Consider the following 21,877-nt stretch of genomic DNA (forward strand, 5'->3'; position numbering starts at 1 on the left):
ACATGTCACTTACAGTCGGTTTTTCAAACCCTGGCGCAGTCACCATCGGCGGCAAAACCGCAGCCACAATCAGTGCACTGAGTGAGGCGGAAGAGAACGCTGCCGCCGAGGCGTCAGGTGCTGATAAAGATGATGGCAATCAAGTCAGAACCGGTGGTGCTGCCCAGGAAGAAAGTAAGGCCGAAAGCGGCGATAACCTGAGTATCACCGTCAAAATGCTGCTGAAGCGGATGCAGGAATTGCAAAAGCAGCTTCAGGAGCAGCAGCAGCAATTGGCTGCGGCACAGGCGGCGAGCTATCCGACACCCGAAGCCAAGGCGCAGGTGGTCATGTCCATGCAGGGGCAAATCGCGGACACCAACAGCGCGCTGTCGGAAGTCACCAATGCATTGGTCAAGGAAATGGCCAAGGACTCCAGCAGCAGCGGCGGCCTGGTCAATACCACGGCATAAGCATCGCGGGGCGGTCAGAAGAATCGCCCTACAATAAATGACGATTTCTGATTGTTGACAAATGTCGGCGGGATTCGCATAGTTCGGTCTACGCAAACGTTTGCGCGGCTTTCCCGATGAACTATGCCGTCGGCGAAAGTGACGTAGCTTACGCCAGCGCAAGCGTTGCTCACAATAATCATAAGATCGGAGTGAACCCATGAAGCTGCCATTCGCTGGACGTCTTCTTGCTGTCGCTATGCTGGCTGCCACAGCCGCTGCACTGCCTGTCTCTTCGGCGTTCGCCGAATCCCCGGAAAAACCAAAAGTCGCGCTGGTCATGAAATCTCTGGCCAACGAATTCTTCCTGACCATGGAAGATGGCGCCAAGGCCTACCAGAAAGAACACTCTGCCGAATTCGACCTGATCTCCAACGGCATCAAGGACGAAACCGACACAGCAGGCCAGACTCGCATCGTCGAGCAAATGATTCTGGCCAAGGTCAACGCCCTGGTCATCGCGCCTTCTGACTCCAAGGCCATGGTGCCGGTGATCAAGAAAGCCGTTGATGCCGGTATTACCGTGATCAACATCGACAACCAGCTCGATCCGCAAATCGTCAAAAGCAAAAATATCAGCGTGCCATTCGTAGGCCCGGATAACCGCAAAGGTGCGCGTCTGGTTGGTGAGTACCTGGCCAAACAGCTCAAGGCTGGTGACGAAGTCGGCATCATTGAGGGTGTGTCCACGACGACCAACGCTCAGCAGCGTACCGCTGGCTTCAAGGATGCGATGGAAGCGGCGCAGATCAAGGTTGTGTCCCTGCAGTCCGGTGACTGGGAGATCGACAAAGGCAACAAGGTAGCCGCTTCGATTCTCAGCGAATACCCGGATGTCAAAGCATTGCTGGCAGGCAACGACAGCATGGCTGTCGGTGCCGTTTCCGCCGTGCGGGCCGCTGGCAAGGCTGGTCAGGTGCAGGTTGTCGGCTACGACAACATCAACGCGATCAAGCCAATGTTGAAGGACGGTCGCGTACTGGCGACTGCCGATCAATATGCCGCGAAACAAGCCGTATTCGGCATCGAGACTGCGCTGAAAATCATCAAGGGCGAGAAGGTCGACAGCGGTGCCAATGGCGTGATTGAAACGCCGGTCGAGCTGGTCACCAAGTAAGTCCTCTGGCGACACAATGGCGCTCGTCCGTCCGGGCGAGCGCATGGAGATTTTTTATGTCAGTTTCCGCCCCGAACGCTGTCCTCTCGGTCAGCGGTATCGGTAAGACCTATGCGCAACCGGTGCTTGCCGGCATCGATTTGACGCTGATGCGCGGTGAAGTGCTGGCGCTGACCGGCGAGAATGGTGCCGGTAAAAGCACGCTTTCGAAGATCATTGGTGGTCTGGTCACGCCGACCACTGGCCAGATGCAATTTCAGGGCAAGGAGTATCGTCCGGGCAGCCGTACCCAGGCTGAAGATCTTGGCGTGCGCATGGTCATGCAAGAACTCAATCTGCTGCCGACGCTGTCGGTAGCGGAGAACCTGTTCCTCGACAACCTGCCGAGTAACGGTGGCTGGATCAGCCGCAAGCAATTGCGAAAAGCAGCGATCGAGGCCATGGCCCAGGTTGGGCTCGACGCGATCGATCCGGACACACTGGTCGGCGAGTTGGGCATCGGGCATCAGCAGATGGTCGAAATCGCTCGCAACCTGATCGGCGATTGCCATGTGCTGATTCTTGATGAGCCGACCGCGATGCTCACCGCGCGCGAAGTCGAAATGCTCTTCGAGCAGATCACCCGATTGCAGGCTCGCGGCGTCTCGATCATTTACATTTCCCACCGTCTTGAAGAGCTGGCGCGAGTCGCCCAGCGCATTGCCGTGCTGCGCGACGGAAATCTGGTCTGCGTCGAGCCGATGGCCAATTACAACAGCGAACAGTTGGTCACGCTGATGGTCGGCCGGGAGCTGGGCGAACACATCGATTTGGGACCGCGCAAGATTGGCGCTCCGGCGTTGACGGTCAACGGCCTGACTCGCTCAGACAAAGTGCGCGATGTCTCGTTCGAAGTGCGCGCCGGGGAGATCTTCGGGATTTCCGGGCTGATTGGAGCGGGGCGCACAGAACTGCTGCGTTTGATCTTCGGTGCCGATGTCGCCGACAGTGGCACGATCGCATTGGGTTCGCCTGCTCAAGTGGTGAGCGTACGATCACCTGTCGATGCTGTACGTAATGGCATTGCGTTGATCACCGAGGACCGCAAGGGCGAAGGCCTGCTGCTCAGTCAGTCAATCAGCGCCAACATCGCCTTGGGCAACATGCCGGAAATTTCCAGCGGTGGTTTCGTCAATAACGGCGACGAGATCTCGTTGGCGCAACGTCAGATTGCCGCCATGCGCATCCGCAGTTCCAGCCCGACACAGCTGGTGTCAGAGCTGTCCGGCGGCAACCAGCAGAAGGTCGTGATTGGCCGTTGGCTGGAACGCGATTGTTCGGTGCTGTTGTTCGACGAGCCCACGCGCGGTATCGACGTCGGTGCCAAGTTCGACATTTATGCCTTGCTCGGGGAACTGACTCGCCAGGGTAAAGCGCTGGTGGTGGTGTCCAGTGACCTGCGTGAATTGATGCTGATCTGCGACCGGATCGGCGTGCTGTCGGCAGGGCGTCTGATCGACACCTTCGAGCGCGACAGCTGGACCCAGGATGATTTGCTTGCCGCCGCGTTCGCCGGCTACCAAAAACGTGATGCGTTGCTCAACGAAGCAGCGCCTAGGGATCTCCCATGAAAACTGCATCTCCTGCCGGCAAACGTAGTGGCAATTTTTACGGACTGGGTACCTATCTGGGTCTGGCCGGTGCCTTGCTGGCGATGATCGCGCTGTTCTCGGTCTTGAGCAGCCACTTTTTGTCCTATAACACCTTCAGTACGCTGGCCAACCAGATCCCCGATCTGATGGTGCTGGCGGTCGGCATGACCTTCGTGCTGATCATCGGTGGCATCGACCTTTCGGTGGGCTCGGTGCTGGCGCTGGCGGCATCGACGGTCAGCGTCGCCATGCTCGGCTGGGGCTGGAGCGTCTTGCCCTCGGCGTTGCTCGGTATGGCGGTAGCGGCATTGGCCGGCACCATTACCGGTTCGATCACTGTGGCCTGGCGGATTCCATCGTTCATCGTTTCCCTCGGTGTGCTGGAAATGGCCCGCGGTCTGGCGTATCAGATGACTGGCTCGCGCACGGCTTATATCGGTGATTCCTTTGCCTGGCTGTCGAACCCGATCGCTTTCGGCATCTCGCCGTCGTTCATCATTGCCCTGCTGGTGATCTTTATTGCACAAGCGGTTTTGACGCGCACCGTGTTCGGCCGTTACCTGATCGGCATCGGCACCAACGAAGAGGCGGTGCGTCTGGCGGGCATCAACCCGAAGCCCTACAAGATTCTGGTATTCAGCCTGATGGGCCTGCTGGCCGGTGTCGCCGCACTGTTTCAGATCTCCCGCCTGGAAGCGGCTGACCCGAATGCCGGTTCCGGTCTGGAACTGCAAGTGATTGCCGCTGTAGTGATCGGTGGCACCAGTCTGATGGGCGGCCGGGGTTCGGTAATCAGCACGTTCTTTGGCGTATTGATCATTTCGGTGCTGGCGGCCGGGCTCGCGCAGATTGGCGCAACTGAACCGACCAAGCGCATCATCACCGGTGCAGTGATTGTCATTGCGGTAGTGCTCGATACTTATCGCAGCCAGCGCGCCAGTCGGCGGGGCTGAGACATGGCGACGATCAAGGATGTAGCGGCGCTCGCGGGAATTTCCTATACGACCGTGTCTCATGTGGTGAACAACACCCGCCCGGTCAGTCAGGAGGTGCGGCTGAAAGTCGAAGCGGCCATCAAGACCCTCGACTATGTGCCGAGCGCGGTGGCGCGTTCGCTGAAAGCCAAGACCACTGCAACTATTGGCCTCTTGGTGCCCAACAGTCTCAACCCGTACTTTGCCGAGCTGGCGCGGGGCATTGAGGATTACTGTGAGCGTAATGGCTACTGCGTGATTCTCTGCAACTCCGATGACAACCCCGAGAAACAGCGCAGCTATTTACGTGTTCTGCTGGAGAAACGCATCGATGGTCTGATCGTCGCCTCAGCCGGTGGTGACAGTGGCCTGGCGCAAGGGCTGGCCGGTGTGAAGACGCCGATGGTGATTGTCGACCGTGGCCTGGATGGCGTGGATGCGGATCTGGTACGTATCGATCATGAATACGGCGCTTACCTCGCCACCCGGCATCTGCTGGAGCTTGGTCATCGCGACATAGCGACTATCGGCGGCCCGGCGAGCACTAGCGTTGCGCAGATGCGCCAAGCCGGATATTGCCGTGCGCTGAAAGAGGCGGGTATAGAAGTACGCCCGGCGCGCATGCTGGAAAGCGATTTCACCAGCACTGGGGGTTACAACGCAGCGGCGGTCCTGCTCGAAAAGAATCCGCCGAGTGCGATTTTTGCCGGTAACGACATGATCGGTATCGGTGTGTTGCGCGCAGCGGCAGAACGCAACGTGCGGGTGCCGACCGAGCTATCGGTGATCGGTTTCGACGATATCCAGATGAGTCGTTACGTTTACCCGGCGCTGACCACCGTCGGCCAGTCGATCCTGCAACTGGGCGAGATGGCGGCCGAAGTGTTGCTGCGAAGGATTGCTACCCCGAGTCTGGGCACTGATCAACGAATCGTGACCCCGAGTATTGTCTTGCGCGAGTCGACCGCGCCGCTGTCCGGCGTGTTCACCGAATACCGCTGAAACCGAATTGACGAGTAATGATGTATGCCAGCAAATGTAGTGGTAATAGGCAGCCTGAACATGGACCTGGTGACCCGGGCGCCACGGTTGCCCCGGGGTGGAGAAACACTGATCGGTCATTCGTTTACCACCGTATCTGGTGGCAAGGGCGCCAATCAGGCCGTGGCTGCTGCGCGATTGGGCGCGCAAGTGGCGATGGTTGGTTGTGTTGGCAACGACGATTACGGCGTGCAACTGCGTGACGCCTTGTTGGCTGAGCAGATTGACTGCCAGGCGGTGAGCGTTGTCGAGGATTCCAGTGGTGTTGCGCTGATCGTGGTCGATGACAACAGTCAGAACGCTATTGTGATTGTCGCCGGAGCCAACGGCGCAACGACGCCCGGGGTGATCGACCGGTTCGACCCGGTTTTGCAGGCCGCTGAAGTTGTCATCTGCCAGCTCGAGATCCCGGATGCAACGGTGGGCCATGCGCTCAAACGCGCACATGCGCTGGGCAAGACCGTCATCCTCAATCCGGCACCCGCCAGCCGTCCATTGCCGGCCGACTGGTTCGCGGCCATCGATTATCTGATTCCCAATGAAAGCGAAGCTGCCGCGTTGAGCGGCCTACCGGTCGACTCGCTGGACACCGCGAAAAGCGCGGCGAGTCATTTGATCGCGATGGGGGCTGGCAAAGTCATCATCACTCTCGGCGCCGAGGGTTCGTTATTCGCCAACGGCAAAGGTTTCGAGCATTTCCCCGCTCCGAAAGTGAAAGCTGTCGATACCACGGCGGCGGGGGACACTTTCGTCGGTGGTTTCGCCGCTGCGCTGGCCGCTGGCAAGTCCGAGGCCGAAGCGATTCGCTACGGACAGATTGCCGCCGCATTGTCAGTGACTCGCGCCGGTGCACAGCCATCTATCCCAACAATGTCCGACGTACAGGCGTTTAAACCCGCATGAAGAAGACTCCATTGCTCAACATTGCGTTGTCGCGGCTGATTGCCTCCCTGGGTCATGGCGACATGGTGGTCATTGGTGATGCCGGATTGCCGGTGCCGCCCGGTGTCGAACTGATCGATCTGGCACTGACCCATGGTGTCCCCGATTTCGTCAGCACGCTGAAAGTCGTGCTCAGCGAAATGCAGGTGGAAAGTCATGTGCTGGCCAAAGAGATCTTCGACAAGCAGCCAACAGCGCTGATCACGCTGGACGAGTTGAATGAAGAGGGCGCCTTGGGTCGTCGAGAACTACTCAGTCACGAGCAATTCAAGGTTCTCAGCCGACAGGCACGGGCGATTGTTCGTACAGGCGAATGTCAGCCTTACTGCAACATCGTTTTGTTGGCAGGTGTTACGTTCTAACTTTCGATTTCTCATGCACAAGGAATGCGCCATGCAACGCTATGCTCAAAAACTGCATCAACTAATCCGGAGTCTGCTGCTTTTGTCAGTGATAACTGCAACCGGCGCTCATGCGGCGGAAAAAATCGACCTGATCATCGACACTGACCCGGGTGCCGACGACGTGGTCGCCTTGCTGTTCGCGCTGGCCTCGCCGGACGAGCTGAACATTCGTGCGCTGACCACTGTGGCCGGCAACGTGCGCCTCGACAAGACTTCGCGTAACGCGCGTCTGGCTCGCGAGTGGGCGGGGCGCGAGGATGTGCCCGTCTATGCCGGCGCACCGAAGCCGCTGATGCGTACGCCGATCTACGCGGAGAACATCCATGGCAAGGAAGGCCTGTCGGGTGTCACTGTGCACGAACCGAAAAAAGGCCTGGCTGAAGGCAATGCGGTCAATTATCTGATCGACACCCTGAAAAAAGCCAAGCCGCACAGCATCACCATCGCCATGCTCGGCCCGCAGACCAACCTGGCACTGGCGTTGATCCAGGAGCCGGAGATTGTCCAGGGCATCAAGGAAGTGGTGATCATGGGTGGTGCGCACTTCAATGGTGGCAACATCACCCCGGTGGCTGAATTCAACCTGTTTGCCGATCCGCAAGCTGCAGAAGTGGTGCTCAAGAGCGGCGTGAAGCTGACCTATCTGCCACTGGATGTGACCCACAAGATTCTCACCAGCGATGCGCGCCTGAAGCAGATTGCCGCACTCAACAATAACGCGAGCAAAATTGTCGGCGACATCCTTAACGAATACATCAAAGGCGATATGGAGCACTACGGCATTCCGGGTGGCCCGGTGCATGACGCCACCGTCGTGGCTTATCTGCTCAAGCCCGAACTCTTCACCGGTCGTTCGGTGAATGTCGTGGTTGATAGTCGTGAAGGCCCGACTTTCGGTCAGACCATTGTCGATTGGTATGACGGCCTCAAGGCACCGAAGAATGCCTTCTGGGTGGAAAATGGCGATGCCCAGGGTTTCTTCGATCTGTTGACCGAACGCCTGAAACGCCTGAAGTAAATGAGCGACCCGCAGGTGCCAGCCTGCGGGTTTTTTTATTCTCCCGGCTCTTGTTCGACCTGCTCGGTCGGGTACCTTTCGAAAATCTGCTGGATGAAATGCTGGGCCGCTTGTGTTCCCAGATCCTTGACCAGCAGATCAATACCAATCAGCGCCAACTCTTCTGTGGTTCCCGGGCTGTAGGAGCTGTGTCCGTCGGCCCATTTGGCTTTGATGTCGGCTTCGATGCTTAGGCTGGTCATGATGAGGCTCGGAAAGTCGGGAGGTCTGTGCGTCGAGTTAACCATTTTGTCGGGCGTTTGGCACTGCGACTTAGGCATGAGCGGAGCGCTATGCGACACTTGGTCTTTTCCGGCTTATCCAAGGATTGTGCTTTGCAGATCGATTTGAGTACTCCTGACGGCCTTGCCCTCGATGCAGTACGTCAATTGCTGGCGTCGGCCAGCGATGATAAGCACACGCAACTGCGTGTGACCAAGGGCGGTATCGCCTACATCTCTTCGGGGGTGACGGGCGGCCAAAACATCGACGGCCTGTTGTTTCGTCTTGAAACCTGGGCCAAGGGCTCGGGTTATGTGGGTAATGTCGCGGCCAGTGATGAAGTGTGGGTAATGCAGATCTTCAACGCGCTAAAAGAGAATTGGCCGAATCCGCCATATGACTACATCGACGTCTACTGAGCGTCGTTAATATTCAGTCACGATTGAGATATGAGGCGATGGGTGCTGCTCAGGCACACTCGGCGTTTTTCCGGTCATGGGGCAGGGTGATGGCATTTGTCATGCAACCAAACGCCGGAACGGCGGTCGCACGATCTCAGCTTAATAATTTGAAAACAAGGAGGCTTCATGCCTTTGAAGTTCGCGTCACTGGGTGCACTTATGGCCGTTGCCATGTTGGCCGGTTGCAGTACGACCTCCAGCGAGTCGGCAAAGGAATCTGTGGCGACCGATGCTGGTCATGGCCGCTGTGAAGCAACGGCGGCGGAATTCGCCATTGGCAAGAAAGCTTCGCCAGAGTTGCTGGAGCAGGCTCGCGCCAAGGCCGGTGCGCAAAACGCCCGTTTCCTCAAGCCAGATGACATGATCACCCTGGAATACCGCTCGGATCGCTTGAACCTCAATACCGATAACAACCTGGTGATTACTCGCGTCAACTGCGGCTGATTGCTGGCAGCTTTTATGTCAGGCATAAAAAACCCCGTCACATGGACGGGGTTTTTTTAGTGCGCCGAGAAATTACTCTGGGCGAACCTGTGCAGCTTGCATACCCTTTTGGCCTTTCTCAGCCACGAAGGAAACGGTCTGGCCTTCTTTCAGGCTTTTGAAACCGTCGCTTTCGATAGCTTTGAAGTGTACGAACAGGTCGTCACCGCCACCTTGAGGAGTGATGAAGCCGAAGCCTTTTTCATCGTTGAACCACTTAACGGTGCCGGTTTGGCGATTAGACATGGTGTATCTCCAAGAAACATATATTTTTCAGTACTGTGCTGCTCAGGCCAACTGGGCACACCCGGGTATCATAGTCGAAATGTTCGCTTTGGTAGCCCCCCGGACGTGCTGTTTGCCAATCCGTCGTGTTTTCTTTACCGCCTGTTTCGGCTGAAAGCCCCGGTTTGAAAGGGTTTTAGCGAAAAGTAAAGACAATAAAAAAACCTGTAAAACCTGCATAAATCGTCTGAAAAGGCTCAAATTCAGCCGTTTTTTTCGGCGTTGAGTCGAGTCAGATCACATTTTTTCTTACTTTTTCGCTGGAGCGTTGGCCTTGCATTTGGCGATTTGGCCCAGCGCTTTCTGCTGCAGTTCAGGGGTGGCCTTGTTGTCCATCAGCGCTTGAATGTCGCCGGCCGGGTAAGACTTGATGGCATCGGCGCCACAGGCGCAGTGAGACTTGGCCGCGGCGGCGCCAATCTGCGGAGTCGCCGCCTGGGTGCACTGGACCATGTATTTGTCGCGCTCGCCCTTTGGCCAGTCGGCATGGGCGCTCAGCGGCAGCAGCAGAACAATGGGGGCGACTACGGCGAATAAGGTATTCAGACGCATGCGAGGATGCTCCTTGTGGGTCAATGTCTTGTTATCTGAGGGCATAAGGGCCCATCAAGTTCAGCACTCTGGCATAAAAGCGGACGATTTGCCTTCTGGTGAAACAGAGGCATTAAGTGACCGCTCATCTGTGCTAGCATGCCGGGCTCAAGCGTTCTCAGGCTCCGGATGACTTTCAGTCCCGGCGGCGGTCAACGTGCGAATATTCTGATTTGAATCCCAGTCACTCTGGTTCGGTTTTCCGGTTGGCCGCAAGGCTCCTGCCGCTGTAAGGCAGGCGTTCGTCATTGAATGGCCTGGATCGGATCTTGTACTGGCTCATCCCAACCCACGTGACCTTTGGTAGGGGTCACCACTAGGAGAGGAGGCGCCATGCCAACTATTACTCTTCCCGACGGCAGTCAACGTTCATTCGATCACCCGGTTTCCGTAGCCGAGGTCGCCGCATCCATTGGTGCAGGTCTGGCCAAGGCCACTCTGGCCGGCAAGGTCAATGGCCAGTTGGTCGACGCCAGCGACATCATCGACAGCGACGCTACGCTGCAAATCATTACGCCAAAGGATGAAGAGGGGCTGGAGATCATTCGCCACTCTTGCGCCCACCTGGTTGGCCATGCGGTCAAGCAGCTCTACCCGACTGCCAAAATGGTGATCGGGCCGGTCATCGATGAAGGCTTCTATTACGACATCGCCTTCGAGCGTCCTTTTACTCCGGACGACATGGCGGCCATCGAACAGCGCATGCAGCAGCTGATCGAGAAAGATTACGACGTCATCAAGAAAGTCACTCCGCGTGCCGAAGTGATCGAAGTGTTCAAGGCTCGCGGCGAAGACTACAAGCTGCGTCTGGTCGAGGACATGCCGAATGAACAGGCCATGGGTCTGTACTATCACGAAGAATATGTCGACATGTGCCGCGGCCCGCATGTGCCGAACACCCGCTTCCTGAAATCCTTCAAGCTGACCAAGCTGTCCGGTGCCTACTGGCGCGGCGACGCCAAGAATGAGCAGTTGCAGCGCGTTTACGGCACTGCGTGGGCGGATAAAAAGCAGTTGGCGGCTTACATTCAGCGCATCGAAGAAGCCGAGAAGCGCGATCACCGCAAGATCGGCAAGCGCCTTGGTCTGTTCCACACTCAGGAAGAATCCCCGGGCATGGTGTTCTGGCACCCGAACGGCTGGACTCTGTACCAGGTGCTCGAGCAGTACATGCGCAAAGTACAGCATGACAACGGCTACCTTGAGATCAAGACGCCGCAAGTGGTTGACCGCAGCCTGTGGGAGAAATCCGGGCACTGGGCCAACTACGCCGACAACATGTTCACCACTCAGTCGGAAAACCGCGACTACGCGATCAAGCCGATGAACTGCCCTTGCCACGTGCAGGTGTTCAATCAAGGCCTGAAGAGCTACCGCGAGCTGCCGATGCGTCTGGCAGAGTTCGGTGCCTGCCACCGTAACGAGCCGTCGGGTGCGCTGCACGGCATCATGCGTGTGCGCGCGTTCACTCAGGACGACGCCCACATCTTCTGCACAGAAGAGCAGATGCAGGCTGAATCCGCTGCGTTCATCAAGCTGACAATGGACGTATATCGTGACTTCGGCTTTACCGATGTCGAGATGAAACTGTCCACTCGTCCGGAAAAGCGCGTCGGTTCCGACGAGCTGTGGGATCGCGCCGAAGCTGCATTGGCTGCAGCCCTTGATTCTGCGGGCTTGCCGTACGATCTGCAGCCGGGTGAGGGTGCGTTCTACGGTCCGAAGATCGAATTTTCGCTGAAAGATTGCCTCGGTCGTGTGTGGCAGTGTGGTACCTTGCAGCTCGATTTTAACCTGCCTGTCCGTCTCGGCGCCGAATACGTCTCCGAAGACAATAGTCGCAAACACCCGGTGATGTTGCACCGCGCGATCCTTGGATCCTTCGAGCGTTTCGTCGGAATCCTGATCGAGCATTACGAAGGTGCATTCCCTGCGTGGCTGGCGCCAACCCAGGCAGTGATCATGAATATCACTGATAAACAGGCGGATTTCGTCGCCGAAGTTGAAAAAACTCTCGCTGAAAGCGGATTTCGTGCCAAGTCCGACTTGAGAAATGAAAAGATCGGCTTTAAAATCCGCGAGCATACTTTGCTCAAGGTTCCTTTTCTCTTGGTTATCGGAGATAAGGAAGTCGAGATGCAGACTGTCGCTGTGCGTACTCGTGAAGGTGCTGACCTGGGCTCGATGCCCGTCGCCCAGTTCGCTGAGTTTCTCGCGCAAGCGGTTTCCCGGCGTGGTCGCCCAGATTCGGAGTAATTACTATTAAGCGTGAAATGAGACAAGATAAACGAGCTGCACCGAAAGCCCCGATCAACGAGAATATCTCGGCACGCGAGGTTCGGTTAATTGGAGCTGAAGGTGAACAGCTTGGGATTGTGTCAATTGAAGACGCGCTTCTTAAGGCTGAAGAGGCCAAACTGGATTTGGTGGAAATTTCCGCCGATGCAGTACCCCCTGTTTGCAAACTGATGGACTACGGCAAATCGATCTTCGAAAAGAAGAAGCAGGTTGCCGCAGCCAAGAAAAACCAGAAGCAGATTCAGGTTAAAGAAATCAAGTTTCGTCCAGGGACGGAGGAAGGGGATTACCAGGTAAAACTGCGCAACCTGGTACGTTTCCTGAGTGATGGGGACAGGGCCAAGGTATCCTTGCGATTCCGCGGCCGTGAGATGGCCCACCAGGAGCTGGGGATGGAACTCCTCAAGCGGGTTGAAGCTGACCTGCTCGAGTACGGTTCGGTCGAACAGCATCCTAAGATGGAAGGACGCCAGCTGATCATGGTCATCGCCCCGAAAAAGAAGAAGTAATCAATAGGGCACGGCAGGCCTTCTGATTATGTTTATCAACTGAATGCGGAGTACCGAACATGCCAAAGATGAAAACTAAAAGTGGTGCTGCTAAGCGGTTTCTGAAAACTGCTAACGGTATCAAGCACAAGCACGCTTTCAAGAGCCACATCCTGACTAAAATGTCGACCAAGCGTAAGCGTCAACTGCGCGGTAGCAGCTTGCTGCATCCGTCGGACGTCGCAAAAGTCGAGCGCATGCTGCGCCTTCGTTAATTTTAGTCAAGAATAGAGGAAGTAACTCATGGCTCGTGTAAAGCGTGGCGTCATGGCGCGTAAGCGCCACAAGAAAATTCTGAAACTTGCTAAAGGCTACTACGGCGCACGCTCCCGCGTATTCCGTGTTGCCAAGCAAGCGGTTATCAAGGCTGGCCAATACGCCTACCGTGACCGTCGTCAGAAAAAACGTCAGTTCCGCGCTCTGTGGATCGCTCGTATCAACGCTGGTGCTCGTGTTAACGGTCTGTCCTACAGCCGTTTCATCGCTGGCCTGAAAAAAGCTTCCATCGAGATCGACCGTAAGGTTCTGGCTGATCTGGCAGTGAACGAAAAAGCGGCGTTTGCTGCGATTGTCGAGAAAGCTAAAGCCACCTTGGCTTAAGTACCCCCGACAGTCACCCGGCCTCACCTCTGTGGGGTCAGGTGTTAAACGTCATAAATAGGGGAAGAGCCTTCAAGCTCTTCCCCTATTTTGTATCTGGAGTCTGTACATGGAAAACCTGGATGCGCTGGTCTCTCAAGCACTAGAGGCTGTGCAAAGCGCTGAAGATATCAATGCCCTGGAGCAAATCCGGGTTCAATACCTTGGCAAAAAGGGTGAATTGACTCAGGTGATGAAGACCCTGGGGAATTTGCCGGCAGAAGAGCGTCCGCAAGTCGGCGCGCTGATCAACGTTGCTAAGGAACGTGTTACAGGCGTTCTCAATGCGCGCATGGCGCTGTTTGAGGAAGCCGAACTGGCTGCCAAACTGTCTGCCGAATCCATTGATGTGACGTTGCCGGGCCGTGGCCAGACCTCCGGTGGTCTGCATCCGGTTACCCGGACTCTGGAGCGTGTCGAACAGTTCTTTACTCGTATTGGCTACGGCATCGCCGAAGGCCCCGAAGTCGAAGACGACTATCACAACTTTGAAGCGCTCAACATCCCAGGCCATCACCCGGCCCGGTCGATGCACGACACCTTCTATTTCAACGCAAACATGTTGCTGCGCACCCATACCTCGCCGGTACAGGTCCGCACCATGGAATCGAAACAGCCGCCGATCCGCATTGTCTGCCCAGGCCGTGTGTACCGTAGCGACTCCGATATCACCCACTCGCCGATGTTCCACCAGGTCGAAGGCCTGCTGGTTGATCGCGATATCAATTTTGCCGATCTCAAAGGCACCATCGAAGAATTCCTGCGCGTGTTCTTCGAGAAAGAACTGGCCGTACGCTTCCGTCCTTCGTACTTCCCGTTCACCGAGCCGTCCGCTGAAGTCGACATGGAATGCGTGATGTGCAGCGGTAAAGGCTGCCGTGTCTGCAAGCAGACTGGCTGGCTGGAAGTGATGGGCTGCGGCATGGTTCACCCGAACGTGCTGCGCATGTCTGGTATCGATCCGGAAGAGTTCTCCGGCTTTGCCTTCGGCATGGGCGTCGAGCGTCTGGCCATGCTCCGTTACGGCGTGAACGACTTGCGTCTGTTCTTCGACAACGACTTGCGGTTCCTCGCGCAATTTCGCTAGTCGTAACGAATTCTTAGGAGAGCAGGATGAAATTCAGTGAACAATGGCTGCGTGGCTGGGTTAGCCCGCAGGTAAATCGCGACGAGCTGGTTGCCCGTCTGTCGATGGCCGGTCTTGAGGTCGATAGCGTGACCCCGGCCGCCGGTGTATTCAGTGGCGTGGTAGTGGGCGAGGTGCTGAGCACCGAGCAGCACCCTGATGCCGACAAATTGCGTGTGTGCCAGGTCAGCAATGGTGCGGAAACCTTCCAGGTCGTGTGCGGTGCGCCAAACGTGCGTCCGGGCCTGAAGATTCCATTCGCCATGATCGGTGCCGAGTTGCCGGGCGACTTCAAGATCAAGAAGGCCAAGCTGCGCGGCGTCGAGTCCAACGGTATGTTGTGCTCGCAAGCCGAGCTGCAGGTCGGTGAAGGCAATGACGGTCTGATGGAACTGCCGGCTGACGCGCCGGTGGGCGAAGATTTCCGCGTGTATCTGGAACTGGAAGACGCCAGCATCGAGGTCGACCTGACCCCGAACCGTGGCGACTGCTTGTCGCTGGCTGGTCTGGCCCGTGAAGTTGGCGCGTTGTACGCCGCTCCGGTCACCCGTCCAGTGGTGCTTGCCGTTCCTGCCGTGCATGACGAAGTGCGTTCGGTAGAAGTGCTGGCGCCAGCCGCGTGCCCGCGTTACTTGGGTCGTGTCATTCGCAACGTTGATCTGTCCAAGCCAACACCGCTGTGGATGGTTGAGCGTCTGCGTCGCGCCGACGTGCGCAGCATCGACGCTGCTGTCGACATCACCAACTACGTGATGCTCGAACTGGGTCAACCGCTGCACGCCTTCGATCTCGCCGAAATCAATGGCGGCATCCGTGTGCGCATGGCGGAAGAGGGCGAGAAGCTGGTATTGCTCGACGGCCAGGAAGTTAGCCTGCGTAGCGATACGCTGGTGATTGCCGACCACACACGTGCCCTGGCGATTGCCGGTGTGATGGGTGGCGAGCACAGCGGTGTATCCGCGACTACTCGCGATGTGTTTCTTGAAAGTGCGTTCTTCGACCAGATCGCTGTCGCCGGCAAGGCTCGTTCGTACGGCCTGCACACCGATGCTTCGCACCGCTATGAGCGTGGCGTGGACTGGCAACTGGCCCGTGAAGCCATGGAGCGCGCTACTGGCTTGCTGCTGGAAATCACTGGTGGTGAAGCCGGTCCGATCATCGAGACGGTCAGCGAGCAGCACTTGCCGTCGATTGCCCCGATTACACTGCGTGCGCAGCGCATCACCCAAATGCTGGGCATGGAAATGGATTCGGCACAGGTCGAGCGTCTGCTCAATGGCCTCGGCCTGAATATTTCCGCCGACGGAGCAGGGCAGTGGCGCGTTGAAGTGCCAAGCCATCGCTTCGACATCAGTCTGGAAGTCGACTTGATCGAAGAACTGGCCCGTTTGTACGGTTACAACCGTCTGCCGGTTCGTTACCCGCAAGCGCGCCTGGCGCCGCAAGCCAAGGCCGAAGCACGTAGCGATCTGCCTGAACTGCGCCGTCTGCTGGTGGCTCGTGGTTATCAGGAAGCGATCACTTACAGCTTCATCGATCCAAAGCAGTTCGAACTGTTCAGCCCGGGCGTCGAGCCGCTGTTGCTGGCTAACCCGATCTCCAACGACATGGCAGCCATGCGCTCGTCGCTGTGGCCGGGTCTGGTCAAGGCGTTGCAGCACAACCTGAACCGTCAACAGGATCGCGTGCGTCTGTTCGAAAGTGGCCTGCGCTTTGTCGGTCAACTGGAAGGCCTGAAGCAAGAGCCGATGCTCTCCGGTGTTGTTTGCGGTAGCCGTCTGCCGGAAGGTTGGGCGCAAGGTCGCGACACGGTCGATTTCTTCGACGTCAAAGCTGACGTGGAAGCCGTACTGGGTTTCGCCGGTGCTCTGGATTCGTTCACTTTCGCCCCGGGCAAACACCCGGCGCTGCATCCGGGTCAAACCGCACGCATTGAGCGGGAAGGGCGAGAAGTCGGCTTTATCGGCGCTATTCATCCTGAACTGTCGAAATCCCTCGGCCTCGATCGTCCGGTTTTCGTTTTCGAGCTGGTTCTGGCGGAAGTGGCGCTCGGTAAAATGCCGAAATTCCACGAGTTGTCGCGCTTTCCTGAAGTGCGTCGTGACCTTGCATTGATTGCGCACAAAGACGTTGCAGCTTCGGCTGTATTGGACGTAATCCGTGAAAATGCAGGCGAATGGCTCACAGATCTCAGGCTGTTTGACGTATATCAGGGTAAAGGTATTGATCCTGATAGAAAAAGCCTTGCAGTTGGCTTGACCTGGCAGCATCCATCGCGCACTCTTAATGACGATGAGGTGAATTCGACGACGCAAAATATCCTCACCTCGCTCGAACAAAGGTTGAACGCCACGTTAAGGAAGTGACGTATGGGGGCTTTGACGAAAGCTGAGATGGCGGAACGTCTGTATGAAGAGCTGGGCCTGAACAAGCGGGAAGCCAAGGAATTGGTAGAACTGTTTTTCGAGGAAATCAGGCACGCTCTTGAAGACAACGAGCAGGTCAAATTGTCCGGTTTCGGCAACTTTGACCTTCGGGACAAGCGCCAGCGGCCTGGCCGCAACCCGAAAACGGGGGAAGAAATCCCGATCACGGCTCGCCGTGTGGTCACCTTTCGTCCAGGGCAGAAGTTGAAAGCCCGAGTTGAGGCTTATGCTGGAACCAAGTCATAACGACGAACTACCCGTCATCCCGGGCAAACGCTACTTCACCATTGGTGAAGTCAGCGAGCTGTGTGCCGTAAAGCCACACGTGCTGCGCTACTGGGAGCAGGAGTTTCCTCAACTCAACCCCGTCAAACGCCGCGGAAACCGCCGCTATTATCAGCGCCAGGATGTGCTGATGATCCGGCAGATCCGCGCGCTCCTTTACGATCAAGGTTTCACCATTGGAGGCGCGCGCTTGCGTCTCTCCGGCGATGAAGCCAAAGATGACACAACCCAATACAAGCAGATGATCCGCCAGATGATCGCCGAACTCGAAGATGTGCTGGTGGTACTCAAGAAATAAAAAGCAGCGTTTGAATACTTCCAGTTTTCAAAAGCTTGCGATATATTCTTGAGCGTTCTTCGAGGTGAAGAGCGAGTTGCAAAACCAGTCGGGGCGTAGCGCAGTCCGGTAGCGCACTAGCATGGGGTGCTAGGGGTCGAGTGTTCGAATCACTCCGTCCCGACCATATTTTTCAATGGCTTAGCCGAACTCTCACCAGTTCGGCTTTTTCATGCGTAGGGACTTTTGCGGGGGTTCATCCCGTTTTCTGTGAGTTCACGCTGTTTTTGGCCCTTTTTCGCGCTGCCTTTGGCACCAATACTGTTTGATATTTCTCTTCCTTTCTCAGCTTTTTCGCATGTCAGATGGTCTTGCCTAACGCCTTGTTTCCGGGCAATTAGGGCGTTTTCCCTCACCCGCTCCGCGACGCTAAACCCTGGAAGCTCAGTTCCGATTCTTCGTTCTTAAAGGTCACCATCCCAAATCATCGAAACCGGCTGTACGTCACGCGGGCCGTGCCTTTGAAGACAAACGGAAGCAGCGAAAGCACCTTTAGGCCTGACTTCCGATTGTGCGCTCGGGAAACGGAACAGAGCGCGGGGAGGGCGCATCTATTCGAATTGATTGCTGACGGGCTGTGGGCCTCCTGAAGACCCTTTGATCACAAGGCCCAGGGGCCGATTTGGAATCAAACCATCGCGTCCGAGAGCCTGCCTCATACCTCCAAATTCGACGTTTTTGGGCCCAAACCGCAGTGCCAAACAGACCGCAAATTCACCCGACTTCTTGCTGTTTTGGTGACAAACCATTTTGCAGGTAGTTGGCACCGATTGAGTGCCGCTGAACCCTCGAAAGATCCGTCGGCCGCGGCTTCTAGCGATCAGCTCGGAATCTCTTGCAAGGTACTGGTCGGTGCCAAATCCGCTGCTAACTCACAGATGGCTTCCGACCAGACGATTTCGGCGTGGTCCTTCTGGTAGTTTTTGGTCAGACAGCGATGTCGATCGCTCCTCCCTATTTGGGTGCGACCAGTGGATCAGGTGCCTACGCGATTGCCCCGATGCAGGGATATGTGAAGGACTCGGCTGACGCGTTGCGCGCATTGGTCAATCAATTCGGCGGCGTGCTTGCTGTGCTGGGGGAGGACCCAACTTTGCCAGGTGTTCGTACGGCGCTTGGCCTGTCGAACACTGACGGCCTCACCGAAGGCGCGACGAACAAATACTTCACCGATGCAAAAGTTTGAGCGACCGCTCTCACGGGATTCACATTGCCCGGGGCTGTCTCTGCTGTTGTCGCAACCGACACCGTCCTCGCTGCCTTGGCGAAGTTGCAATTCAGCAAGGCCGGCAAAGGGCTAAACGGCGACATTACCGAGATGACCGGTTTGACCGTGCCACTATCGCGCGAGCAAGGCGGGAACGGCGGTGCGCTTGGCTGCATTGAAGGCCTGACGCTGACCTGGGTGTCGGCGACGTCGATTGCCGTCGGCGCCGGCAGCGCTTTCGTAACTTCGGCCGGAAAGGTGATCGCCTACGCCGGCGGAACCATCACGCCTACCGGTGGCGCAAACAGCTTCATTCATCTGTATCTGACGCCGGCGGGTGCCGTTGAGCAGAGTGCGACAGCGCCAGTTCGGTATTACAACCAAGCTCACCAGAAGACGAGCGACAACTCGCGGCGCTACATCGGCTTTCTGTTGGTGCGCTCCACGGCGAACCAGATTTATAAATTCGACCATCACCCTGAGCAAGGCTACGTCTCATACAAGCATGGCGACCCGCAGACCGTGCCGTTCATTCTTCTGAGCGCCGCCGCAGGGGTTGCGTCCTTCTCGACGAGGCCTTGCACGCCGGTGACTGCCCATACGCTTGAGGGTGCTTGGCAAAATCCCGGTACCGGGTACGCGCAGTTCACGCCTTCTGATGCGGGCACGTCCATTACTTCAGGTTGGACGGTCTTTGTTCAGGCTGGACCTGTGCTGAATGCAAGGTGCGCTATCTCAGCGGTTGACGGCTCGATCACGTATCAAGCATCGGGCGCCGCGAGAGCATCCGTCTACTGCATCGGCTACTACTTCGACAGGTGAAATATGGCCTACGCAATTACCCAGACAGGCTGGAGAGCAATCAACGCTGATATGGCGCTGATGGAGGGCGAGGTCTACGTTGACGAGATCCCCCAGACCCTGATTGACGCTATCGACGCGCAGGATGTACTGCGCGTTGCGACCGCCGATCTCAACGCCAAGACTCGCCTCGCCACAGCGCAAGTGACTGCTCTTCAAAGCCGCGTCGATGCAATCAATGACGCGATTAACGGAGATTACGCTTTGCCTGAGGAGGTCGAAGAAAAACCATTGCGAGTTTCCGCGCTGGCCGACTGGAAGAAATACCGCGTTTTTCTGGGGCGCGTGACAGGCCAGCCAATTTGGCCGACCGATCCGGCGTGGCCCGAGCAGCCGGAGCCGTACACCGAAGAAACGACTTTCGCCCGCGTGAATCAGTCCTGACTTGATTGATGCGCCAAATCACATCCGCCATCGAGCGGGTATTTTTTGCCTGGAGAAAGCTGATGAGTGTTACCCAGAAAGATCGAGAAATCCTCGCCCGAACGCCGTGGGGAGAGGCGCGTGGCGAAGGAACTGCTGGCCAGATCGCCGCGGCATGGACGATCCGCAACCGCGTATTTGATGGAAAGACCAATTCCTGGTGGGGAGGGCTACGCTGGCGCCTGCCAGAGGCCGTATCAGTTCAGCTGCTGGAACAAGACCGACCCCAACTATCAGTTCCTGATCGGCGTAAAGGAGATCCCGTTCCGCGAACTGGCGCAATGTCGTATCGCTGCTGACCAGGTGATCGACGGCAAGGCGCCAGATCCTACCGGCGGCGCCACGCATTACTACGCGACCAGCATCAAGGCGCCGGCTTGGTCGGCGAAGGCGAAGCAGACGCTCAAGCTGGGCGGGCACGTCTTCTTCAAGGACGTGCCGTGATGGTCGTTCCGTGGAAAGCGGTCGGCGCAGTGGTGCTGGAGCTTGAGCAGCGCCTGTCCGCCGGTGAGCAATCCCACTACAAGGAACTGAGCGATGCTCAAAAGCACCAAGATCGCCTGCGCGATCGCCTTGCCACTTCTGATTTGCGGCTGTCAGTCCTCCTCGATGCAGCCGACGTTGCCAAAGGCTTCGACGTGCCAGCCACTTCCGGCGCCGTCGGCGTGGATCAGGCAGCCGTACGCGCCCGACTTGACCCAGCGCATGCTCAAAGAGTTATCGCCATCACCGACACCGGCGACCGTGGACTGATTGTCTTGAAGGCCTGTCAGGCTTAAGTCAGGATGTTGCCGCGCTGATCGGAACCAATTGCTCTGAAACCCACTATGAGGGCGTAGATATCGGAGTTCGTGCCCTAGATGACCTCAAACGAGTAATTACCGCCCGTCCAGCATTCAAACCATACTCTTCTACAGTCTTATTTATGGCATAGCAGAATAAGAAAAGAACAAAGATGGTAGCTATTTTCAATAGCTCAACCGGAGCCCCTAAAAAAACAAGCGATTCATTTATATAATTCCAAAGCCAGTTGTGGAATAAATATACAGAATAAGTGAGGGCGGATAGGGTTCTCATAACTGGCCCGTCGCTGAATGATTTTCTTGTAAGCCAAGAAAATGAAAATAAAGTGATCGCGTATAAGCCATAGTTTAACTCCTTCCAGTCTGGCAAGTATTCTGCCGTGCTCGAAAGTGATGTGTATAGTAAAACTGCTATCGACAGCAGGCAAAGATTTACTGTCTGTTTATGTCGTTGGATCAGAAAAATACAAGAGCCAATGAACAGATAAGGCGCATATGCTGTGAAGTAGGCAAATGCTAATCCTGGTGCGTTTGGAAATGGTGGAAGCAACTTTAGAGCTATGGCAATAACAACGAACAGCAACGGAAGTAGAAGCGGCTTCTTGAATGCGCCTAGAGCCCTAAGGATTGCCATTGCGCAATAAAACGAGACCTCCAATCGGAGTGTCCATTCTACACTTCCTAAAACAGGAGGGATCCCAAAGTAGTCACCTAGAAGTAATAGCCTAGGTACCCAAACCTGAAGGCCGGCAAATGGGATTCCAGCGATGTATCTGTCAAGCACAGCTTGCAGCACCACTGCAAAAATAAATAAAGGATATATTCGGAAAATCCTTTTGATGATGAATTCCGTAGTGTTCTCTGTTTGTAATACATGGGTTATTATATATCCAGATGTAAGAAAGAATACAACTACACCTGCTGCGCCACCATATGTAAGCTCATGCATCACTTTTGATAATAGTCGAATGGATGCATGAATTGAATCGTCCTGTGCAATTGACAGAAATAACTTGTTAAATTGATGTCCTATTAAGACACTGATAAATGCGAATGTTCGCATGTAATCAAGAAAGACAATTCGCTCCGAGCTTTTGCTATTCATTCGTCACCGACTTCCGAAGCCGTACCAGGCTAGATGCACGCATTTTACACACCGCTGGGGATGTGGGTATGGGCAAAGGCGTCCATCTCATTAATCTGCTGTGGCCAATGCGAGGCCTGC

Annotated in this window: 25 protein-coding genes, 1 tRNA gene and 2 pseudogenes; 24 read left to right on the top strand and 4 right to left on the bottom strand. The window is 56.2% G+C overall.

The features are described from left to right. Nucleotides 1-2: 2 nt before the first annotated feature. The 8 genes from ACA074_RS10185 to ACA074_RS10220 all read left to right on the top strand — a co-directional run bounded on the left by ACA074_RS10185 (nucleotide 3) and on the right by ACA074_RS10220 (nucleotide 7,618). On the top strand, nucleotides 3-452 hold the full coding sequence (locus tag ACA074_RS10185) for a hypothetical protein (protein ID WP_401271529.1): 450 nt from the start codon (nucleotides 3-5) through the stop codon (nucleotides 450-452). A 199-nt stretch (nucleotides 453-651) separates the two neighbouring features. After that, on the top strand, nucleotides 652-1,608 hold the full coding sequence (locus ACA074_RS10190; RefSeq protein WP_187676957.1) for a sugar ABC transporter substrate-binding protein: 957 nt from the start codon (nucleotides 652-654) through the stop codon (nucleotides 1,606-1,608). Nucleotides 1,609-1,664: 56 nt separating this feature from the next. Next, nucleotides 1,665-3,218 (top strand): sugar ABC transporter ATP-binding protein, encoded by a 1,554-nt coding sequence (locus ACA074_RS10195; protein WP_497678924.1) that lies wholly within the window; start codon nucleotides 1,665-1,667, stop codon nucleotides 3,216-3,218. Further along, the gene (locus tag ACA074_RS10200) at nucleotides 3,215-4,192 is read left to right on the top strand and encodes an ABC transporter permease (protein ID WP_187676959.1); all 978 of its coding nucleotides are present in this window, start codon (nucleotides 3,215-3,217) and stop codon (nucleotides 4,190-4,192) included. The genes ACA074_RS10195 and ACA074_RS10200 overlap by 4 nt, the downstream gene beginning before the upstream one ends. Nucleotides 4,193-4,195: 3 nt before the next feature. After that, nucleotides 4,196-5,215, top strand: a complete 1,020-nt coding sequence (locus ACA074_RS10205; RefSeq protein WP_497617362.1) for a LacI family DNA-binding transcriptional regulator — start codon at nucleotides 4,196-4,198, stop codon at nucleotides 5,213-5,215. Nucleotides 5,216-5,239: 24 nt separating this feature from the next. Further along, nucleotides 5,240-6,157: a ribokinase gene (gene rbsK, locus ACA074_RS10210; protein WP_497678925.1), complete on the top strand. Its 918-nt coding sequence runs from the start codon at nucleotides 5,240-5,242 to the stop codon at nucleotides 6,155-6,157. Continuing rightward, nucleotides 6,154-6,558, top strand: coding sequence for a D-ribose pyranase (gene rbsD / locus ACA074_RS10215; RefSeq protein WP_497617364.1), 405 nt, complete (start codon nucleotides 6,154-6,156; stop codon nucleotides 6,556-6,558). The genes rbsK and rbsD overlap by 4 nt, the downstream gene beginning before the upstream one ends. A gap of 31 nt (nucleotides 6,559-6,589) precedes the next feature. Continuing rightward, a complete protein-coding gene (locus ACA074_RS10220) occupies nucleotides 6,590-7,618 on the top strand; it encodes a nucleoside hydrolase (protein WP_123532934.1) in 1,029 nt (342 codons plus the stop codon). A gap of 35 nt (nucleotides 7,619-7,653) precedes the next feature. Here the strand turns inward: ACA074_RS10220 and ACA074_RS10225 are convergent, their stop codons facing one another. After that, on the bottom strand, nucleotides 7,654-7,860 hold the full coding sequence (locus tag ACA074_RS10225) for a hypothetical protein (protein WP_401271515.1): 207 nt from the start codon (nucleotides 7,858-7,860) through the stop codon (nucleotides 7,654-7,656). A gap of 132 nt (nucleotides 7,861-7,992) precedes the next feature. Between ACA074_RS10225 and ACA074_RS10230 the strand changes: the two genes are divergently transcribed. Together ACA074_RS10230 and ACA074_RS10235 are read left to right on the top strand one after the other, a co-directional pair. After that, nucleotides 7,993-8,298: a hypothetical protein gene (locus tag ACA074_RS10230; RefSeq protein ID WP_489881451.1), complete on the top strand. Its 306-nt coding sequence runs from the start codon at nucleotides 7,993-7,995 to the stop codon at nucleotides 8,296-8,298. Nucleotides 8,299-8,466: 168 nt separating this feature from the next. Continuing rightward, entirely contained in the window at nucleotides 8,467-8,784 is a 318-nt protein-coding gene (locus ACA074_RS10235; protein ID WP_401271509.1) for an I78 family peptidase inhibitor, read from the top strand. A 72-nt stretch (nucleotides 8,785-8,856) separates the two neighbouring features. Here the strand turns inward: ACA074_RS10235 and ACA074_RS10240 are convergent, their stop codons facing one another. Both ACA074_RS10240 and ACA074_RS10245 read right to left on the bottom strand, forming a co-directional pair. Beyond that, entirely contained in the window at nucleotides 8,857-9,069 is a 213-nt protein-coding gene (locus ACA074_RS10240; RefSeq protein WP_003179963.1) for a cold-shock protein, read from the bottom strand. 288 nt (nucleotides 9,070-9,357) lie between these two features. Beyond that, a complete protein-coding gene (locus tag ACA074_RS10245) occupies nucleotides 9,358-9,660 on the bottom strand; it encodes a hypothetical protein (protein ID WP_497678926.1) in 303 nt (100 codons plus the stop codon). Nucleotides 9,661-10,032: 372 nt separating this feature from the next. Between ACA074_RS10245 and thrS the strand changes: the two genes are divergently transcribed. From thrS to ACA074_RS10315, 14 genes and pseudogenes are all read left to right on the top strand, one after another. Beyond that, complete coding sequence (thrS, locus tag ACA074_RS10250; protein WP_497678927.1) at nucleotides 10,033-11,955, top strand: threonine--tRNA ligase; 1,923 nt, start codon at nucleotides 10,033-10,035, stop codon at nucleotides 11,953-11,955. Next, nucleotides 11,955-12,506, top strand: a complete 552-nt coding sequence (gene infC, locus ACA074_RS10255) for a translation initiation factor IF-3 (RefSeq protein ID WP_170827566.1) — start codon at nucleotides 11,955-11,957, stop codon at nucleotides 12,504-12,506. The genes thrS and infC overlap by 1 nt, the downstream gene beginning before the upstream one ends. 59 nt (nucleotides 12,507-12,565) lie before the next feature. Next, nucleotides 12,566-12,760, top strand: a complete 195-nt coding sequence (gene rpmI / locus ACA074_RS10260) for a 50S ribosomal protein L35 (RefSeq protein ID WP_002553160.1) — start codon at nucleotides 12,566-12,568, stop codon at nucleotides 12,758-12,760. A gap of 28 nt (nucleotides 12,761-12,788) precedes the next feature. After that, nucleotides 12,789-13,145, top strand: coding sequence for a 50S ribosomal protein L20 (rplT, locus tag ACA074_RS10265; protein ID WP_003219940.1), 357 nt, complete (start codon nucleotides 12,789-12,791; stop codon nucleotides 13,143-13,145). 109 nt (nucleotides 13,146-13,254) lie between these two features. Further along, nucleotides 13,255-14,271 carry a phenylalanine--tRNA ligase subunit alpha gene (pheS, locus tag ACA074_RS10270; RefSeq protein WP_003226365.1) on the top strand — a complete coding sequence of 339 codons (1,017 nt, stop codon included), beginning with the start codon at nucleotides 13,255-13,257 and terminating at the stop codon, nucleotides 14,269-14,271. Between the two features lie 26 nt (nucleotides 14,272-14,297). After that, on the top strand, nucleotides 14,298-16,676 hold the full coding sequence (gene pheT / locus ACA074_RS10275) for a phenylalanine--tRNA ligase subunit beta (RefSeq protein WP_489881455.1): 2,379 nt from the start codon (nucleotides 14,298-14,300) through the stop codon (nucleotides 16,674-16,676). Nucleotides 16,677-16,679: 3 nt separating this feature from the next. Further along, complete coding sequence (gene ihfA / locus ACA074_RS10280; RefSeq protein WP_002553164.1) at nucleotides 16,680-16,982, top strand: integration host factor subunit alpha; 303 nt, start codon at nucleotides 16,680-16,682, stop codon at nucleotides 16,980-16,982. Continuing rightward, nucleotides 16,963-17,319, top strand: coding sequence for a MerR family transcriptional regulator (locus ACA074_RS10285; RefSeq protein WP_003179985.1), 357 nt, complete (start codon nucleotides 16,963-16,965; stop codon nucleotides 17,317-17,319). The genes ihfA and ACA074_RS10285 overlap by 20 nt, the downstream gene beginning before the upstream one ends. Before the next feature lie 89 nt (nucleotides 17,320-17,408). Then, nucleotides 17,409-17,485, top strand: a tRNA-Pro gene (locus tag ACA074_RS10290). A 777-nt stretch (nucleotides 17,486-18,262) separates the two neighbouring features. Then, the gene (locus ACA074_RS10295; RefSeq protein ID WP_497678928.1) at nucleotides 18,263-18,544 is read left to right on the top strand and encodes a hypothetical protein; all 282 of its coding nucleotides are present in this window, start codon (nucleotides 18,263-18,265) and stop codon (nucleotides 18,542-18,544) included. A gap of 75 nt (nucleotides 18,545-18,619) precedes the next feature. Beyond that, a complete protein-coding gene (locus ACA074_RS10300) occupies nucleotides 18,620-19,387 on the top strand; it encodes a hypothetical protein (protein WP_497678929.1) in 768 nt (255 codons plus the stop codon). Between the two features lie 3 nt (nucleotides 19,388-19,390). Beyond that, nucleotides 19,391-19,810, top strand: a complete 420-nt coding sequence (locus ACA074_RS10305; protein WP_497678930.1) for a tail fiber assembly protein — start codon at nucleotides 19,391-19,393, stop codon at nucleotides 19,808-19,810. A 62-nt stretch (nucleotides 19,811-19,872) separates the two neighbouring features. After that, nucleotides 19,873-20,293, top strand: a pseudogene (locus tag ACA074_RS10310) (cell wall hydrolase). A 35-nt stretch (nucleotides 20,294-20,328) separates the two neighbouring features. Beyond that, nucleotides 20,329-20,628 (top strand): annotated as a pseudogene (locus tag ACA074_RS10315) (lysis system spanin subunit); the annotation flags it as partial. Between the two features lie 46 nt (nucleotides 20,629-20,674). Here the strand turns inward: ACA074_RS10315 and ACA074_RS10320 are convergent. Continuing rightward, a complete protein-coding gene (locus tag ACA074_RS10320) occupies nucleotides 20,675-21,757 on the bottom strand; it encodes an acyltransferase family protein (protein WP_497678931.1) in 1,083 nt (360 codons plus the stop codon). Nucleotides 21,758-21,877: the final 120 nt, after the last annotated feature.

The sequence above is a fragment of the Pseudomonas sp. LBUM1655 genome, from assembly GCF_059716085.1.

Coding starts and splice junctions, on each gene's coding strand:
- rbsK (WP_497678925.1), top strand. CDS start 5,240: ATGCCAGCAAATGTAGTGGTAATAGGCAGCCTGAACATGGACCTGGTG.
- ihfA (WP_002553164.1), top strand. CDS start 16,680: ATGGGGGCTTTGACGAAAGCTGAGATGGCGGAACGTCTGTATGAAGAG.
- ACA074_RS10185 (WP_401271529.1), top strand. CDS start 3: ATGTCACTTACAGTCGGTTTTTCAAACCCTGGCGCAGTCACCATCGGC.
- ACA074_RS10320 (WP_497678931.1), bottom strand. CDS start 21,757: ATGAATAGCAAAAGCTCGGAGCGAATTGTCTTTCTTGATTACATGCGA.
- thrS (WP_497678927.1), top strand. CDS start 10,033: ATGCCAACTATTACTCTTCCCGACGGCAGTCAACGTTCATTCGATCAC.
- pheS (WP_003226365.1), top strand. CDS start 13,255: ATGGAAAACCTGGATGCGCTGGTCTCTCAAGCACTAGAGGCTGTGCAA.
- rpmI (WP_002553160.1), top strand. CDS start 12,566: ATGCCAAAGATGAAAACTAAAAGTGGTGCTGCTAAGCGGTTTCTGAAA.
- ACA074_RS10225 (WP_401271515.1), bottom strand. CDS start 7,860: ATGACCAGCCTAAGCATCGAAGCCGACATCAAAGCCAAATGGGCCGAC.
- ACA074_RS10190 (WP_187676957.1), top strand. CDS start 652: ATGAAGCTGCCATTCGCTGGACGTCTTCTTGCTGTCGCTATGCTGGCT.
- rplT (WP_003219940.1), top strand. CDS start 12,789: ATGGCTCGTGTAAAGCGTGGCGTCATGGCGCGTAAGCGCCACAAGAAA.
- ACA074_RS10305 (WP_497678930.1), top strand. CDS start 19,391: ATGGCCTACGCAATTACCCAGACAGGCTGGAGAGCAATCAACGCTGAT.
- ACA074_RS10205 (WP_497617362.1), top strand. CDS start 4,196: ATGGCGACGATCAAGGATGTAGCGGCGCTCGCGGGAATTTCCTATACG.
- ACA074_RS10220 (WP_123532934.1), top strand. CDS start 6,590: ATGCAACGCTATGCTCAAAAACTGCATCAACTAATCCGGAGTCTGCTG.
- rbsD (WP_497617364.1), top strand. CDS start 6,154: ATGAAGAAGACTCCATTGCTCAACATTGCGTTGTCGCGGCTGATTGCC.
- ACA074_RS10235 (WP_401271509.1), top strand. CDS start 8,467: ATGCCTTTGAAGTTCGCGTCACTGGGTGCACTTATGGCCGTTGCCATG.
- ACA074_RS10285 (WP_003179985.1), top strand. CDS start 16,963: ATGCTGGAACCAAGTCATAACGACGAACTACCCGTCATCCCGGGCAAA.
- ACA074_RS10240 (WP_003179963.1), bottom strand. CDS start 9,069: ATGTCTAATCGCCAAACCGGCACCGTTAAGTGGTTCAACGATGAAAAA.
- ACA074_RS10195 (WP_497678924.1), top strand. CDS start 1,665: ATGTCAGTTTCCGCCCCGAACGCTGTCCTCTCGGTCAGCGGTATCGGT.
- pheT (WP_489881455.1), top strand. CDS start 14,298: ATGAAATTCAGTGAACAATGGCTGCGTGGCTGGGTTAGCCCGCAGGTA.
- ACA074_RS10200 (WP_187676959.1), top strand. CDS start 3,215: ATGAAAACTGCATCTCCTGCCGGCAAACGTAGTGGCAATTTTTACGGA.
- ACA074_RS10245 (WP_497678926.1), bottom strand. CDS start 9,660: ATGCGTCTGAATACCTTATTCGCCGTAGTCGCCCCCATTGTTCTGCTG.